This window comes from Chlorobaculum sp. MV4-Y (assembly GCF_025244685.1).
Classification (GTDB): Bacteria; Bacteroidota; Chlorobiia; order Chlorobiales; family Chlorobiaceae; genus Chlorobaculum.
Genome location: NZ_CP104202.1, coordinates 49134 through 65000, shown reverse-complemented (window position 1 = coordinate 65000; position 15867 = coordinate 49134). Strand labels below are relative to the sequence as shown.

Here is a 15867-nt window from a genome sequence, read left to right as displayed (position 1 = left end):
AAGTTCTTCCAGTACTCCATATTGGGTTCGCGGAACTTCTTCAGACCCAGCTTTTTCATGACGCGCAGATCGAGCTGCTCCTTGAGCAGCATGAGCGGCACTTCGTAGATCGTATCGCAGTCGTTGAGGCCGATAACGTCCAGATCGTGCACGTTGCAGAAGTGACCGACCTTGTTCTTGATCTCCCTCGACAGCGGTTTCTCGCTCCGGCAAACCAGAATGTCGGGCTGGATGCCGGTTTCGAGCAGCATCTTGACACTGTGCTGCGTAGGCTTGGTCTTCAGCTCGCTGGCCGCTTTGATGTACGGCACGAAGGTAAGGTGGATATTGAGCAGATTGTGCTCGCCAAGTTCGAGCTTGAGCTGGCGCATCGCCTCGAGAAACGGAAGCGACTCGATATCGCCGATGGTGCCGCCAATTTCGGTGATCAGCACATCGAAGCTACCGTTCTTGGCCAGGTCGCCCATTTTCTCCTTGATCTCGTCGATCACGTGAGGCACGACCTGCACCGTGCCGCCGAGATACTCGCCACGCCGCTCCTTGTCGATGACCGACTTGTAAACGCGCCCCATCGTCAGGTTGCTCGCCTGCGAGGTCGGTTCGTCGAGGAAACGCTCGTAGTGGCCAAGATCGAGGTCAGTCTCCGCGCCGTCGTCGGTCACGTAGACCTCGCCATGCTGATAGGGCGACATCGTACCGGGATCGACGTTGATGTAGGGATCGTATTTCTGGATCGCCACACGCAATCCGCGGGACTTGAGCAAAAGGCCAAGCGAGGCAGAGAGGATGCCCTTTCCAAGAGAGGAGATCACTCCACCGGTGACAAAAATATGCTTTACATTCTTCGGGCGCGCCATACCTTTCTAAAATGATTAAGTGATAACAGTCAATTTCCTTTTCGGAGAACGCCCGGCTCTCCGGTTCATACTTCATTCTGCAGCCGGTTTCGCTACTCCCATCTCACGCTCAGAAATCCAGGTCGAGCTGCCCCTCATCGCCAAACGGCTCGGTCGCCGAGTCGTCGTCACTCTTGGGAACCCGTGCCGTGGCTGAAATCCGGTCGCCGGGGTCGAGCTTGATGAGCCGCACCCCCGAGGTGTTCCGCCCAAGCACCCTGATGTCCGAAACGTGCTGGCGGATGACGATGCCGTTCGTCGTGATGATGATCAGGTCGTCCTCGTCGTTGACATCGAGCAGGCCAACCAGATTGCCAATCTTCTCGTGCGCCTTGATGGTGATCACGCCACGCGCGCCACGTTTGGTCATGCGGTAATCCTCAACCTTGCTGCGTTTGCCGTAGCCGTTGTCGGTGACAGCGAGCAGGGAGGTGTCGTTGCGCTTGGCGGTGACCATCGAGATACAACGCTCGTCGTCGTCGAGCGTGATTCCCTTGACGCCAACCGTGTCGCGGCCCTGTGCGCGAACCTCCGATTCAGGAAAACGGACAGCGTAACCGGAGCTCTTGGCCAGAATGATCTGGTGATCGCCATCGGTGAGACGCGCCTCGATCAGCTCGTCGCCCTCCTCGATGCGGATGGCATTGATGCCAGTCCGCCGAGGATTGGAGTACTGTGCAAGATCGGTTTTTTTGACGATGCCGTTGGCCGTGGCCATAATGATGAAATGGGAATCGTCAAAGTTCCGGATATTGATATAGGTTCTGATCTTCTCGCCGGGAGGCAGCTCCATGATGTTCGCCAGCGAGCGACCTCGGGCGGCCCGCCCGGCCTCCGGAATTTCGTACACCTTGAGCCAGTAACAACGTCCGGCGGTGGTGAAGAAGAGGATATAGTTATGCGTGGAGGCGATGAACATGTGTTCGATGAAATCCTCGTTCTTCGCCTGCGCTCCGGCCACGCCTCTTCCGCCGCGGTGCTGGCGGCGATAGCCGGAAACCGGGAAGCGCTTGATGAAGCCGTCGTGGGTAATGGTGATGACCACATCCTCCTGGGCGATCATATCCTCGATCGAGAAGTCGCCCTCCTGCGGACGAAGCTCGGTGCGGCGCTCGTCGCCATAGACTTCGCTGACCTTGAGCAGCTCGGTTTTGATAATCTCCATCTGCTTGGCCGGACTTTCGAGAATCGATTTCAGCTCTTCGATGAGCGCGAGGGTTTCGCGGTACTCGTCGTCGATCTTCTGGCGCTCCATGCCGGTCAGGCGCTGCAAGCGCATTTCGAGAATCGCCTTGGCTTGCACTTCGGACAAACCGAAACGCTCGATCAGACGGCTCTGGGCAGTCGGAGTATCGGGTGACTGACGGATGGTCGAGATCACCTCGTCGAGATTGTCGAGGCAGATTTTGAGACCTTCAAGGATGTGCGCGCGCTTCTCGGCAGCGTTGAGGTCATACTGTGTGCGACGCAGTACAATCTCGTTGCGGTGCCGGATGTAGTACTGCATCATCTCCTTGAGGTTCAAAACACGTGGCACACCATCGACGAGCGCCAGCATAATCACCCCGAAAGTGTCCTGCATCGGGGTGTGCTTGTAGAGATTGTTCAGCACCACCTTGGCCACCGCGTCACGCTTCAGCTCAATCACGAGGCGCATACCTTCGCGGTCGGATTCGTCACGGATATCGGCAATGCCCTCGACCTTCTTGTCGTGCACCAGCTCGACGATCTTTTCGATCAGTCGCACCTTGTTGACCTGGTATGGAAGCTCGGTGACGATGATCGACTCGCGGCCGTTTTTCTGCGTCACCTCAACCAGCGCCCGCGCCCGGATCACCACCTTGCCACGACCGGTCAGATAGGCCTGACGGACGCCTTCGTAACCATAGATGATACCGCCGGTGGGAAAGTCTGGCGCAGTGACGTGCTTCATCAGGTCGCCAATCTCGATATCGGGATTCTCGATGAGCGCGACGAGACCGCTCACCACCTCGCGCATGTTGTGCGGCGGGATGTTGGTCGCCATGCCGACCGCGATACCCGAAGCGCCATTGACCAGCAGGTTCGGAATCGCCGCCGGAAGCACCGTTGGCTCTTCGAGCGAATCGTCGAAGTTGAGGGAGAAGTCAACCGTCTCCTTGTCGAGATCCTTGAGCATCTCGCCAGCGATAGCCTTCATGCGCACCTCGGTGTAACGCATGGCCGCAGGAGAGTCGCCATCGACCGAGCCGAAGTTGCCCTGGCCGTCGATCAGCGGATAGCGCAGCGAAAAATCCTGCACCATGCGCACAAGACTGTCGTAAACAGCGGAGTCGCCATGCGGGTGGTACTTACCGAGCACTTCACCGACGATACGAGCCGACTTCTTGTGCGGCTTGCCCGCCTGCAGACCCAGCTCGTGCATGCCGTAAAGCACGCGGCGATGTACCGGCTTCAGGCCGTCCCGGACATCGGGAAGCGCTCGACTGACGATAACCGACATTGAATAGTCGAGATAAGAATCCCGCATTTCCTCTTCAATACTGATCGGCAATATCTTCTCACGCTGCATAATCGATACCCTGACTTTGATTTACCCTGAAAAACAATGGCGTAATGTATGAAATAGCTTGTAAAACGTAAAGCTCCGGAGCGCTCCCGGCAGATGGCCCGTCAGTCTTCCGACAGCTCCTGCTCGCCTGATGGCTCCGGAGCGGTAACGACCGTGACCGGAGCATCTGACCAGAGCGATTCGAGGTCATAGAATTTGCGATCGTCGGGCTGAAAGATGTGCACGACAACATCGACATAATCGATCAGCACCCAGCGCAGCGTATCGAGACCTTCGATGTGCATCGGGCGCTCCCCCTCGTCCTTGATCTCGTCGACAATATAATCGGTTACCGCCTTGGCTTTACGCTCCGAGTCGGCGGTGATAATCACAAAAAAATCGGTCACGCTCGTCAGGCCGCGGACATCCAGAATCTTGACATCTTCACCCTTCTTTTCAAGCGACAACTCCGCAACTCTCCTGGCAAGCAACTCACTCATCGCCACTTCGCGGGCTTTGACGCCGGAAGAGGCCACATGTTCCGAACGGGACATAGATAACCGTTTTAATGATAAAAAATCGTTCAGCCGGGAAGGATTCCCGCCAGTCAATATAGCAATAATGCGCTATTGACCGATTGAATTAATCAGCTTATAACCAAATAGCAACATGGCGCTGATTGCCGGTTTCGGCATGGCAGAACTGCGTGGCGAGAAGGCGATTCAGTCGCGCCGCTGCGCAAGAACAAACGACTGCCGATAATCAGGAAGCGTCCCGGCGGCCGTTCCCGCGGAGCCTTCCGCGAGCGACTTGCGGGCATGGGACAGAAGGGTTGCCGCACTGAAAAAGGAAGCATCGACAAGGTGAGGCGCGAGCGAAGGCGCCTCTTCGGCAAGAATTTCAACCGAGCGGCTGACAATGGCAAGGCTGCCGGGCAAGGAAGCAATCCGTCCGGAGAGTTCGGAGACGAGGCAACGCACGCTTTCGATCTCCAAAAGTGCACGATCCTCCCGCGTGAAAATCGAATAGAAATACTCACCGGCCCTCGACGGAATAACCGGGACAATATGCGTTTCCCCGGTGTGCTCCATGGCGGCTTCGGCCATTGCAAGCAAGGTCGGCACCGGCACGAGCGGCAGGCCTGCGCCAAAGGCAATCCCTTTGGCCACGGAGAGACCAATGCGCAGCGCGGTGAAAGAGCCGGGACCGGAGGATACCGCAACGCCATCGAGTTCAGACACCGTCAATCCCGCCTCATCCATGACCTGCATGACAAGCGGCACCAGCGACTCGGCGGTTTTCTGCCACTCCGCAAGTCGGCGCTCGACCACATGCTCGCCGTTGCTGAGCGCCGCGCTGGCGAAACCGTGAGTACACTCGATGGCAAGAATCTTCATGAAGCCGCTTTCAGGTTATGACAATTTTCCGCTGACTCTCCCCGGCGATGAAGAGCTGAACACGTTTGGTGTAGCGCCTGTCGAGCGAAGCGAACCGTTCGCCCCACTCGACCACCGACAGGAAAGGCCCGGAAAGATAGTCGTCGAACCCGGCGGAATCAAGCTCCTTTTCCGATTCGAGCCGGTACAAATCGAAGTGGTGCAGTTCAAAAGGCTGCCCCCGCAAAGCTCCTTCATAAATATTCATCAGCGAAAAGGTCGGGCTGGAAAGCTGCTCCTCGCAGCCGAACGCCTCGGTGATGCCGCGTATGAACTCGGTTTTTCCGGCGCCGAGCGGGCCGGTCAGGCACACCGTATCGCCAGGCTTCAGCCCGGAAGCGAACCGCCGGGCATATTCGCGGGTCTCTTCAGCAGATTTCGACAGGAACTCTCCCCTCATACCTCTTTCTCCAGTGCATGGAACACCATGCCCGTCATCACCTTCGGGTAGAACCAGGTGGACTTCTGCGGCATCGCCTCGCCCGAAACAGAGACCGAGATCACCTGCTCGACCCGAACAGGCCGGAGCACAATGCCGACCTGCGCCTTCCCCGACGCCACGGCCTCGAACACATCGGCCGTTTTGCTCGTGTAGGTGAGGTTGCTCTGGCGCGCCATCGCCTCGGATGAAATGCCGAGAATCTGACCGAGCACCAGATCATGCAGCACCACCACATCAAGGCTCTGCAACGCTTCCGGCACCGGCGTCGAAAGCACCTCGGAAGGTTTCGGATCAAGCGAAATGCCGAGCGTCATGCCGGGCAGCACGATGCCAAAAACCTTTGCAGAATCGCCCGTCTCGAGAAACTCGTCGAGAGCGCTTCTGCCGGGCAGCTCCCATACGGTGAACCAGCGGTCGAGCTGCGCGATGAAATGCTCCGGATCGAACGACTCGATGCCGTGCACGAGACGGTGAATCGGCAGAATCAGGAGACCCTCGTCGTAAATGTTCGACAGGTAGGTCATGATATAATTATATGGCTCCCGACCGGTATGACCGGGATTTGAGGCTGCCCGCTCGTTCCGGTACGCGATGCCGGTTTCGTAGCGGTGATGACCGTCGGCGATGTAGACCTTCTGTTCAGCAAGCACCGACTGCGCAACGGAGATCAGCGCGGGATCGGCGACACGCCACAGCCGGTTGCGCACACCCTGGATGGTAGCATCGATCAATGGCTCGTGCTGCTCGGCAAACTCGCTGATCGCTTCATCAAGCCGACGGGAGGAATCGGCATACAGGCCAAAAATGCTGCTGATGTTCGCCCCTGTCTCGCGGAACATCTTCAGCCGGTCAGCCTTTGGCCCCGACAGCGTGCGCTCGTGCGGCAGCACCTCACCCTCGGAGAAATCGTACAGCCGAAGCGCGGCGAACAGACCCTTGCGGGTGCGGGTCACGCCATGCTCGTCCTCGAAAGTCTGGAAGCAGGGATAGAGCGCGGTCTCGCTATCCTGCGTAAGAACGCCGGACTCCAGCCACTCACGAAGGCGGCTCGACGCCGCAGCGTAGGGATCGGCCTCGGACGGCAGCTCCAGCCGCACGGCGTTGTAGTCGGAACGCTCATACAGCTCCTGCTGCATGGCTGGCGGGATGGCGTCGTATGGCGGACAAATCAGGTTTGCAGCGTCCCCGGAGAGATCGGGGCCGTAAACAATCCCCTTGAACGGCGCGATTTCAGGCATGGCTTATGAAGTTTAACGGTTATTCGGCATGGTCTCTCTGTGAAATCCAGAAATCGTTGACCCCCTCCTTGACGATGACGGAGATCTTCCTGTTGCGGCACAGTTCGAGCACGGCCAGAAAGGTCACGACAATCACGATCGCTTCCCGGAATTCCTTGAACAGGGAGGTGAACGATACCTGCACCCGCTCGCCGAGGCGCGCCATGATCAGGGCGCTCTGCTCTTCGACCGTCACCGGCGCGTCGGTCACATTCTGCGTCCGTACCTTCGGCATGTTGTCGAGCACCGACTGGTATGCCAGCATGAGATGATAGAGAGTCGGACGGTTGACCGGCGCGTCCATCTCGTCGATCACCGCAGGCTCCAGCTCCTCGAAGTAGCCGCGCGGGAACATCTTCTCCCGGTCGAGCGCCATCAGCTCCAGTTCTGAGGCGCCCTCCTTGATTCTTTTATATTCGAGCAGGCGCTGCACCAGCTCGGTTCTCGGATCGAACTCCCCGTCGTCGCCCGCCTCGGGTTCCGCACGGGGAAGCAGCATTCGCGCCTTGATGCTCATAAGCATCGAGGCCATGTAGATGAATTCGGCGGCGACCTCCAGATTCAGCCGACGCATGGCGTGGATGTAGGCGATAAAATCGCCGGTAATTTTGGAAACCGGAATATTGTAGATATCAAGCTCGTCACGCTTGATGAAAAACAGCAGAAGGTCAAGAGGGCCTTCGAATTCTTCAAGACTGATGCGAAACATGCAAGCCCTGTTGATTTCGGATTGAGTGGGCCGACAATGCGCCTCACCTTGTGGCAAGAGCGGGAACAAAGATGCCGTCAGCAGACCTGTTTACTGTGTAAGGTACAGACTTTCCGTTTATTTTTTCGAACCGTGATCGGTATTTTTATCCGAAAGCCTCCGGTGCACGGCAAAACTGCACGAAACCAAACTCTTCCGTTCCATGACTCCATGAAGCGCTTTACGACATTTATCGTACTTGCTGCTGCTGCCACCGCGCTGCCTGGAGGCCCGTGTGCGGCACAATCATCTGAGAGCTATTTCAATGAAGCCCTTTCGATGCACCGTGCAGGCAATCTCAATGAGGCGATCCGCTTGTACTCCAAGGCCATAGACAACGACAACCGCTTCGTGATGGCGTATCAGATGCGGGCCGCAATATGGCAAAAGCTGCACCAGTTTCAGAGAGCGATCGCCGACTACACCATGGTTATCGAACTCGGTGAACCCTTGTTCCAGGCAGCCGGTTACTACAATCGTGGCGTGGTCAAAAACATGAGAGGTCATTACGCTGAGGCCATCCCTGACTTCACCCAGGCCATAAATCTTGACCAGAAAATGGCGGCAGCGTTTTTCCATCGCGGTATTGCCCGGATCAAGACCGGCGACAGTACCGGCACACTCCAGGATTTCATCCGCGCTGCCCGGCTCGGAGATCCGGATGCGGCCCGCTGGCTCGACGCCACCACGCCTGACTGGAAACAGATGAAATAGAGAATCGGGACCCATCCACAGTTTCCATCAGCACCAGGGATCGACAGAAATATCAAACCGGAACGGGTTCGAAAAACCAAATCTGCAAAAAAGAAAAAGCCGCGGGGAGTGCTTCCTTGCGGCTTTTTCTTGTGATCGGCTGAACAGTTTTACAGAAGCAAGAACACTCTTCAGATAGCGCTGCCTCCACGCTCGTTGGTTCTGATCCTCACACACTCCTCCATAGGTGTTATGAAAATCTTGCCATCACCGATCTCGCCACTTTCGTGCCTTGCGGCGGCAACGATGGTATCAACGGTGACATTGACAAACTGGTCATTGACGGCGATATCGAGACGAACTTTCGGGAGCAGGTTCGGCGCGATTTTCTGGCCGCGGTAGTATTCGATATCCTCCTGGCGTCCGTGACCAGAGACCCTGCTGACGGTAATCCTTGTAATATCAGCCTGAATCAGCGCTTCACGAACATGGTCGAGCCTGTCGGGCTGTATGATGGCGGTTATCAGTTTCATTTTTGGTAATTAGTTAGGATTGATAAGGCCATACCCCTGTTCACTGTGCATGCTGTGATCCAGACCGGACATTTCATCATTCTCTTTGGCACGCAGGCCGATGGTTTTCTCGACGATAAACAGGATCACCAGTGATACAACTGCCGCGTAGACAACCGTAATGCCAACAGCGGTAGCCTGTACTCCAAGCTGCTGCCAGACGGTCCAGCTACCGCCGGCCTTGACAGCGGCGTCAGCCATCCATGACGGGCGGATAAAGAAAGTCAGGCAAATGGCGCCGACGATACCGCCAACACCGTGCACGCCGAAAGCATCGAGACTGTCATCGTAACCGAGCTTGCCCTTCAGCATGAGGCCAAGGTAACAGATAAAGGCAGCAATAGCGCCAAGCGCGAACGCGCCGGAGGGTGGCACGACGCCCGCAGCGGGAGTGATCGCCACCAAACCGGCAAGAATGCCCGACGCCACGCCAAGGCTGGTTGCCTTGTTGTGATGCACCAGTTCGATAATGAGCCAGGTGAAGGCGCCCGACGCGGCGGCGATCTGGGTCACCGTCAGCGCGCGAGCCGTGGCCAGGTCGCTGGCGATGGCGCTGCCTGCATTGAAGCCGAACCATCCCACCCAGAGCAGGCCTGCACCCACGAGAGTCATGACCAGGTTGTTCGGCGAGGTCACGTTTCTCGGATAGCCGCGGCGCGAGCCGAGGAAAAGCGCCGCAACCAAACCCGTCACACCGGAAGAGATGTGAACGACCGTGCCTCCAGCAAAGTCGATTGCGCCCATAGCGCCGAGATTGAACAGAAATCCGTCGGCAGCCCAAACCCAGTGGCAGATCGGGCTGTACACCAGAATGCACCACAACGCGATAAATGCCAGATAGCCTTTGAAATTGACCCGCTCGGCAAACGCCCCGGCAATCAGCGCGGGAGTGATGATGGCAAATTTACCCTGGAACATGGCAAACACATATTCAGGGATGTGGCTCGCCATGATGGTATCGTCAATGCCCTGCAACATGAAATATTTCGGCTCCCATCCAACCAGGCCGCCCAGAATGCCGGGGCCAAAGCTGAGCGAGTATCCGACCAGCGGCCACAGCACGCCAATGACAACCATGGCACCAAAGCTGTGCATCATGGTGCCGATAACATTTTTGTTCTGACCAGCCCCCCATAGAACATGGCCAATCCCGGCACCATGAGCAACACGAGAGCTGTCGAGGTCAGCATCCACGAAGTCGTACCGGTATCGGTCGTCACCGGCTCTCCAGCCCAAACGGTGCCATGACTCATCATCACCGCAAAAAACAGCAACAGCACCGCACTGATTTTTTTCGCCATAACCTTTTTGTTTAAAAATTTCAAAACCTAAATATTTTACGAAAGACTGGCAATTATAATTAAATATTAAAGCACGGGCAAATTTTTAAGCCATTTTCTTACAAACAGGCAGAATACGGCGATTATAACAACATATTTGAAGCTTTCCTGAATGAAAGTGCGGGGATTAACCATCGGGCAACAATACCAGCAGACGGCGAGATAGAAAGGCGAAAAAGAATCGTTTTTGGCGAATTTTTACAATGGAATCACCCTGTGAAAACGTTTTTCTTTTTGAAAACGATTTTTATTGAGGTAAATTACAAAGTTATTTAGCCAGTGGTTGGCTGATCGCTTGCGAGAAAACAGGTGCTTTGGTTATCTCGTGGCGTCTCTTTTTTATCGAAGCACATGTTTCTACCGTCCCACAATGAACATTTACATTGGCAATCTGCCGTACAGCGTTACCGATGGAGACCTGCGCGACAAGTTCTCCGAGTTCGGGCAGGTGCACAGCGCCAACATCATCATTGACAAATTTTCTGGCCGCTCCAAAGGCTTCGGGTTCGTTGACATGCCGAACGAAAGCGAAGCTCGCACAGCTATCGACGCCATGAACAACAAAGATTTTAAAGGCCGCACCATAAAAGTGAACGAGGCAAGACCTCGCGAGCAGCGCCCCCCCAGAAGAGAGCAATACTGAGCACACCAACAACTGCACGCAAAAGATTTTTCAGGCGGGCAGGCTTATACAAAAAAGGTCTGACCCGCTTTTTCTATTTCACGGGTCGGCCTTGAATGCCGATGCGGCTCCCTTCGGGGGTCAGCGGTGAACGCTGCCGGTCAAATCCCTCTTGAGACAAGATCGGCAAGCGCTTCAGGCAGCGACGGCCAGGCGAAATGAAAGTCGTGCTCTTTGAGAAACTCCGGCGAAACCTTCTGCCCCTTGACGGCATAGTCGGCACCCTCTCCCAGAAGTATCTGAACCGCCAGCTTCGGCACCGGGAACAGGGATGGGCGATGCATCACCAAGCCAAGCGAATCTGCAAAAGCTTTCATGCTGACCACATCGGGGGCAACCGCATTGACCGGGCCGCTCCAGTCAGCATTATCGAGCGCTTGGAGAATGATCGACACCTCGTCATCGAGATGGATCCATGACAGGCACTGATCGCCGGAGCCAACCGGCCCGCCGACAAAGTAACTGAAAGGGGTTATCATCTTCTGCAACATCCCCCCTTTGGTGGAAAGCACGATACCGGTTCTGAGGAGCACAACCCTCATGCCAAGCTTTTCCGCCGAATGAGCCTCCTTTTCCCAGTCAAAACAGATTTTAGCGAGAAAATCCTTGCCCGGTGCTGCCTTCTCCGTCAGGGGATCGGTCTCTTCGCATCGATCGAACGAACCATAGTAACCGATAGCCGAAGAAGAGACGAACACCTTGGGTTTGACCGAAGCTGACGCCATCGCAGCCACCAGCGCCCTGGTGCCCTTGATGCGGGAGTCGTAGCAGGCCACTTTGTGCTCCTCGGTCCAGCGAGTTTCAAGTAGCGGCCGACCGGCAAGATGAATAACCGCATACGCACCATCAATCGATGAACTCCATCCATCCGGTGCCATATCCGAGTCCCAGCGCACATAATCCGCTGCACCAGGCACTTTGGCCGCTGCCGATTGTGGAGATCGGGCAAAAACAACGACCTTTCGGCCAGATTTGATAAGCCTGCGCGCGACTTCGCTGCCGATTACTCCGGTAGCGCCCGTGAGAACGATATGGCCTTCCATGAATCTGCGGTTTGAATTGGGTGGGGATTACTGTTCGACAGATAACCGGAAGAGGTGAAGAAATAATTCCCGGAAGCGGCTATTGCTATAACCTGCTGCGCTCCAGAGGCTTGCCGCCAGACTGTAAAACTGAAAGGCATAGCGAATTGCTCTTTATCTTTGGACGGTCTATCAAAAGAAAGAGGCCCCCTTTTGCCTGGCTGACGCGGCAAAAGGGAAACCACTGTGGAATGGAAATAAAGTCAGTAACTTTGCCCCGCTGTAAGGCAGAAAATTCAGGGAGGCGAAATCTTTGGGAATAAATAAAGTCGGTAACTTTCTGATGCTTGATAACAGAACTCCACCAATTCTCCGCAAATAGAGTTGGTAACTATTCACTTAATATTGGGACAGGGAATAACAATTCAGCCCAAAACAACCGCCCGTCCTTCCATGTCGAACAGCACGAAGGTCAGCGGCGTGTCGGGGAGCCATTGGCGGCAGGCGCGATGGCAGGCTTTGGCGATGGCCGGATAGAGCGGTTCGTCGCTTCCGAACGGGACAATCTCCGTCATGTTTCGTACGAGGCGGAGGTCGGCGAGCTGGCTCGTGATTGCCGGGCTGTAGCCGAGGTCGGCGGCGAGAGTGGCGAGCCATCGGGGATCGAGGGATACGACGCGGCTCGAGAGGTCGGCCTCGCCCTGGGCGAGCTTGGTGGCTTTGGCCAGCATAACGCCGACGATAACATGGCTGAAACCACCGTTTTCACGCACCAGTTCGAGGGTGCGCCCGATGAAGTTGCCGTAGTGGATGCTGGCCAGTTCCGGCAGGCCTGGGTAGAGCGTGCGGAGATGACGTTCGCTCCGCAGGCCGGAGGTAAGGACGAGGGTCGTGCAGCCGTTGGCGGCGGCGACGGCGATGGACTGGCGGATGCTGGCGAGCCAAGCCTCCATCGAGTAGGGCACGACCTCGCCGCTGGTGCCGAGGATCGAGATGCCGCCGGTGATGCCGAGCCGGGCGTTCATGGTTTTGTGGGCGACCACCTCCCCGCCCGGCGCTGAAATCGTGACCGCGACGGCGGAGCGCAATCCGCGCTGGCGCAGCTCGGCGGCGACGCACTCCCGGATCATCCGGCGCGGCACCAAGTTAATCGCCGGTTCGCCGGGCGGAATCTCAAGCCCCGGTAGCGTCACCCTGCCCACCCCCTCGCCTTGCAGAAATCGCACCTCGTCCAGCCCGCCGCCCGGCACGAGCACGACCTCGCTTACGATCAACAGCCCGTGCGTCACGTCGGGGTCGTCGCCCGCGAACTTCCGCACGCCGCACCGGGCAGAACCTTGCTCCACGCGGTACGAGACGATCCCGAAGCTGGCGACTTTGCCGGACGGCAGCGTGATCGTGACCGACTCGGGCGCGGTGCCGTCGAGGAGCGCGATCATGGCGGCTTTCGTGGCGGCGGCGGCGCAGGCTCCGGTGGTGTAGCCCGTCCGAAGCGGCTTCAGGGCGGGGTGCTCCGTCAGGCATTTTTCAAGCTCATCGACGGAGAAGACGACGGTATCGAACGCCGGGACGGAGGGACGGCGGATGACGATGACGGGAATCCCGCACCTTTCGGCAACCCGGAGTTTCGATGAGAAAAAGCCAGACTCGCCGCTCTCCTTCGCGAGCAGGCAATCGACGCCATGCTCCCTCACCAGCGCTTCGAGCGCCTCGTCCGGGCCGTCGGGGTTCATCGGCAGCAACTTCGCTTCGGGAAAGCCTTCGTGCCGCGCCAGTTCCATCGACGCCAGTGATGGCAGGATGCGCAAAAGCATGTCGTTCCGCTCCCACCACGGACGCAACGGGGCGACGGACTGCACGCCGGTGAGCGCGAGCAGTTTCGCCGGTTCGAGCCGTTCGAGTAGCGCGATGGCTTCCGGGAAACCGGCGACGGGATGGAGGCCAGCGATATCCGGCAACGGAACGAATGCCCGGTCGAAGCGGATCAGTCGGATGGCGAGGCGCTGGCAAACCTTGAACACCGATGCGTGCAAACGCGATGCAAAGGGGTGGGCTGCGTCGATGACGATCCGCACGCCGCGCGACGTGACGAGTTCCTCCAGCGCCGCCTTGTCGAGCGCGCCGTGGCGGAATTCGCCATGCGAGGAGGCGAACGGCTCGACGCGGGTTTTGGTCGAGTAGATGAAGAAGAGACCGAGCCGGTCGAGCAGGGCCGCCGCCTGCCGCCCCTCGGTGGTGCCGCCGAAGAGCAGGATTACGCCGCCCGCATCATGCGCCATGACCTTCGCGGAATCCGTGCGTGAACGATGGATCGTAGAGCTTCGAGCGCCCGCCGCGCGCACCGATCGCCTCGCCGACCACCAGCAGCAGCGTACGGGTTTTGCCACTCTCTTGCACAAGCGCCGACAGCCCGTCGAGCCGCCCGCGCCACACCTGCTGATCGTCCCAGGTAAGCCGGTAGCAGACCGCCACGGGTGTTTCGGGCGGGTAGTGTGCGAGCAATTCGGCCTGCACCTCGTTGCTCCACTCCGCGCTCAGGTAGATGCACATGGTCGCCCGAGATCGGGCCAGCTCCGAGAGGCGTTCCTTGCCCGGCACCGGCGTCCGCCCGCTGCCGCGCGTCAGGATGATGGTCTGCACCTTCTCCGGCACGGTGAACTGCGACTGCAACACCGCTGCCGCTGCCTGGAACGACGACACGCCCGGCACGATTTCGTACTCGAATCCTTCAGCATCAAAAAAGGTCATCTGCTCCTGAATCGCCCCGTAGATCGAGGGGTCGCCGGTGTGCAGACGCACGACGAATTTGCCCTGCCGGTAAAATTGCTCCATCAACGCGAACTGCTCTTCGAGCGGCATCGAGGCCGAGCTTCGCACCAGCGCCCCCGATTTGGCGTAGTGGGTCAACTTCTCCGGCACGAGGCTGCCCGCGTAGAGGATCAGGTCGGCCTGCTCGAGGTAGCGCCTGCCCCTGACCGTCACCAGCTCCGGATCGCCCGGCCCCGCCCCGACAATCGCGATGCGCCCGCGCCGTTCGGCCCCGCGCAACAGGCTGACGGCAAAGGTGTAGTGACGTGGCTCTCCCTCAGGAACGCCCGCCAGCGGGACCTTCTGCTTCTCCACCAGCCACCGGTTCTCGCCCGAAAGCAGCGCCGCCGAAGCCTCGGAGACGCTGTGTAGGCCGGTTTTGCGAAAGACGACATCGGACGGATTGGGCACCGGCCCGGCACTTTCGAGCTGTTCCGGTGCGAAGCCCGTCAGCGCCACGCCGCACGCTTTGGCAAAGGCGACGAACGCCTCTTCGTCCAGCTTGAAATCGACCGACCCCACACTGCGGATTGAATGCGGCGACAACCCCGCAGCGGCAAGCTCCGCCGTAATCGAGCGGACGAACCGTGCGGGATCGATGCCTCGCTCCGAACCCACCCCAACGCAGAGCACCTTTGGACGATAGAACACCGCCTGCACTGGCGCATCGATCAGACGCGGCGTGACAGCGAGCAAGAGACAGCAGGCGCTGAAATCGACCTCCTCGTAGCGATAGGCAATCGTGACGAACGGCGGCGCGGTGCGTTCGAGCCGGTCGGTGAGCGCGTCGCGAACATCGAGCAAAAGCGTCGTCGGCTCGTGGTTCACGAACGCCGACATCGCCGTCGTCATCGTCTCCCCGGCGACCGGCGAGGCGAACTCGACGCTCCACCCCTCTTCGCGCCCCAGAATATCGAGCGGCCACAGCCCCTGCACATCGCTCGACGTGCTCAGCACCGGTTGCGCGCCGAGCAGCCGCGCTACCCGCCCGGCCAGTGCGTTCGCCCCGCCCGCATGACCCGACAGCACGCTCTGGACGAAGCGCCCCAACTCGTCGCAGTTGATGACCGCCGGATCGCACTGCTTGCCCTGCAACACCGGCGCAATCGAACGCACGCAGATACCGAGCGAGCCGATAAAGACAAAAGCGTCGAAGTTGCCGAACGACTGCCGGACAAATTCGGGCACGCTTTCGACAGGCTCCGCCAGCGCAGAGTCGCGGGACGAGAACAGCTCGCACCCGGCAAAACCGTCGGCCACAAGCAGGCTTTTCAGTGAGTGGCCGAGAGCGATTCCTGTGTCGGTGATGGCGATAATGGCGATTCGTTCGTGCATGGTAACATCGTTGTTGTGAATAAGTTTCGTACGGACGACCGGCCGGTCGCCCGTACAGGATCTGTCAGATCAGTCTGTCTCGGTCT

Annotated in this window: 13 protein-coding genes and 1 pseudogene (1 of these 14 cut by a window edge); 2 read left to right on the top strand and 12 right to left on the bottom strand. The window is 58.2% G+C overall.

What is annotated here, in order from left to right; translation table 11 throughout:
* The 7 genes from NY406_RS00330 to NY406_RS00300 form a co-directional block, all read right to left on the bottom strand.
* On the bottom strand, positions 1-857 hold the 5' portion of the coding sequence (locus NY406_RS00330) for a CTP synthase (protein WP_260534561.1). Its footprint begins 841 nt before the window's first position; 857 of the gene's 1698 nt are visible here — the first part of the coding sequence; its start codon is at positions 855-857; its stop codon lies beyond the left edge, outside the window.
* Between the two features lie 109 nt (positions 858-966).
* Positions 967-3447 carry a DNA gyrase subunit A gene (gyrA, locus tag NY406_RS00325; RefSeq protein WP_260534559.1) on the bottom strand — a complete coding sequence of 827 codons (2481 nt, stop codon included), beginning with the start codon at positions 3445-3447 and terminating at the stop codon, positions 967-969.
* 101 nt (positions 3448-3548) lie between these two features.
* Positions 3549-3980 carry a ribosome silencing factor gene (gene rsfS, locus NY406_RS00320; RefSeq protein ID WP_260534558.1) on the bottom strand — a complete coding sequence of 144 codons (432 nt, stop codon included), beginning with the start codon at positions 3978-3980 and terminating at the stop codon, positions 3549-3551.
* Between the two features lie 168 nt (positions 3981-4148).
* The gene (gene tsaB / locus NY406_RS00315; RefSeq protein WP_260534556.1) at positions 4149-4823 is read right to left on the bottom strand and encodes a tRNA (adenosine(37)-N6)-threonylcarbamoyltransferase complex dimerization subunit type 1 TsaB; all 675 of its coding nucleotides are present in this window, start codon (positions 4821-4823) and stop codon (positions 4149-4151) included.
* A gap of 10 nt (positions 4824-4833) precedes the next feature.
* Entirely contained in the window at positions 4834-5262 is a 429-nt protein-coding gene (tsaE, locus tag NY406_RS00310; RefSeq protein ID WP_260534554.1) for a tRNA (adenosine(37)-N6)-threonylcarbamoyltransferase complex ATPase subunit type 1 TsaE, read from the bottom strand.
* Entirely contained in the window at positions 5259-6542 is a 1284-nt protein-coding gene (locus NY406_RS00305) for a DUF1015 domain-containing protein (protein WP_260534552.1), read from the bottom strand. Before NY406_RS00305 ends, tsaE begins: the two co-directional genes overlap by 4 nt.
* A gap of 19 nt (positions 6543-6561) precedes the next feature.
* Positions 6562-7290 (bottom strand): segregation and condensation protein A, encoded by a 729-nt coding sequence (locus NY406_RS00300; protein ID WP_260534550.1) that lies wholly within the window; start codon positions 7288-7290, stop codon positions 6562-6564.
* Positions 7291-7608: 318 nt separating this feature from the next.
* Between NY406_RS00300 and NY406_RS00295 the strand changes: the two genes are divergently transcribed.
* Positions 7609-8043 (top strand): tetratricopeptide repeat protein, encoded by a 435-nt coding sequence (locus tag NY406_RS00295; protein ID WP_260534548.1) that lies wholly within the window; start codon positions 7609-7611, stop codon positions 8041-8043.
* 170 nt (positions 8044-8213) lie between these two features.
* On the opposite strand, the gene NY406_RS00290 is transcribed toward NY406_RS00295, so the two are convergent.
* Both NY406_RS00290 and NY406_RS00285 read right to left on the bottom strand, forming a co-directional pair.
* Positions 8214-8555: a P-II family nitrogen regulator gene (locus NY406_RS00290; protein WP_260534546.1), complete on the bottom strand. Its 342-nt coding sequence runs from the start codon at positions 8553-8555 to the stop codon at positions 8214-8216.
* Between the two features lie 9 nt (positions 8556-8564).
* Positions 8565-9895 (bottom strand): annotated as a pseudogene (locus NY406_RS00285) (ammonium transporter).
* Positions 9896-10304: 409 nt separating this feature from the next.
* On the opposite strand from NY406_RS00285, the gene NY406_RS00280 reads away from it, so the two are divergent.
* Positions 10305-10577: an RNA recognition motif domain-containing protein gene (locus NY406_RS00280; protein WP_260534545.1), complete on the top strand. Its 273-nt coding sequence runs from the start codon at positions 10305-10307 to the stop codon at positions 10575-10577.
* Positions 10578-10717: 140 nt separating this feature from the next.
* Here NY406_RS00280 and NY406_RS00275 read toward each other — a convergent pair whose 3' ends face one another.
* From NY406_RS00275 to cobM, 3 genes are all read right to left on the bottom strand, one after another.
* The gene (locus NY406_RS00275) at positions 10718-11659 is read right to left on the bottom strand and encodes a TIGR01777 family oxidoreductase (RefSeq protein ID WP_260534544.1); all 942 of its coding nucleotides are present in this window, start codon (positions 11657-11659) and stop codon (positions 10718-10720) included.
* Positions 11660-12063: 404 nt separating this feature from the next.
* Positions 12064-13917: a cobalt-precorrin-5B (C(1))-methyltransferase CbiD gene (cbiD, locus tag NY406_RS00270; protein WP_260534542.1), complete on the bottom strand. Its 1854-nt coding sequence runs from the start codon at positions 13915-13917 to the stop codon at positions 12064-12066.
* The gene (gene cobM, locus NY406_RS00265; protein WP_260534540.1) at positions 13907-15781 is read right to left on the bottom strand and encodes a precorrin-4 C(11)-methyltransferase; all 1875 of its coding nucleotides are present in this window, start codon (positions 15779-15781) and stop codon (positions 13907-13909) included. The genes cbiD and cobM overlap by 11 nt, the downstream gene beginning before the upstream one ends.
* Positions 15782-15867 lie beyond the last annotated feature (86 nt).

What these genes read in the sequence shown, in the direction of transcription:
- gyrA (WP_260534559.1), bottom strand. Translation starts at nt 3,447, where the DNA reads ATGCAGCGTGAGAAGATATTGCCGATCAGTATTGAAGAGGAAATGCGG.
- rsfS (WP_260534558.1), bottom strand. Translation starts at nt 3,980, where the DNA reads ATGTCCCGTTCGGAACATGTGGCCTCTTCCGGCGTCAAAGCCCGCGAA.
- tsaB (WP_260534556.1), bottom strand. Translation starts at nt 4,823, where the DNA reads ATGAAGATTCTTGCCATCGAGTGTACTCACGGTTTCGCCAGCGCGGCG.
- tsaE (WP_260534554.1), bottom strand. Translation starts at nt 5,262, where the DNA reads ATGAGGGGAGAGTTCCTGTCGAAATCTGCTGAAGAGACCCGCGAATAT.
- NY406_RS00305 (WP_260534552.1), bottom strand. Translation starts at nt 6,542, where the DNA reads ATGCCTGAAATCGCGCCGTTCAAGGGGATTGTTTACGGCCCCGATCTC.
- NY406_RS00300 (WP_260534550.1), bottom strand. Translation starts at nt 7,290, where the DNA reads ATGTTTCGCATCAGTCTTGAAGAATTCGAAGGCCCTCTTGACCTTCTG.
- NY406_RS00295 (WP_260534548.1), top strand. Translation starts at nt 7,609, where the DNA reads ATGCACCGTGCAGGCAATCTCAATGAGGCGATCCGCTTGTACTCCAAG.
- NY406_RS00290 (WP_260534546.1), bottom strand. Translation starts at nt 8,555, where the DNA reads ATGAAACTGATAACCGCCATCATACAGCCCGACAGGCTCGACCATGTT.
- NY406_RS00280 (WP_260534545.1), top strand. Translation starts at nt 10,305, where the DNA reads ATGAACATTTACATTGGCAATCTGCCGTACAGCGTTACCGATGGAGAC.
- NY406_RS00275 (WP_260534544.1), bottom strand. Translation starts at nt 11,659, where the DNA reads ATGGAAGGCCATATCGTTCTCACGGGCGCTACCGGAGTAATCGGCAGC.
- cbiD (WP_260534542.1), bottom strand. Translation starts at nt 13,917, where the DNA reads ATGGCGCATGATGCGGGCGGCGTAATCCTGCTCTTCGGCGGCACCACC.
- cobM (WP_260534540.1), bottom strand. Translation starts at nt 15,781, where the DNA reads ATGCACGAACGAATCGCCATTATCGCCATCACCGACACAGGAATCGCT.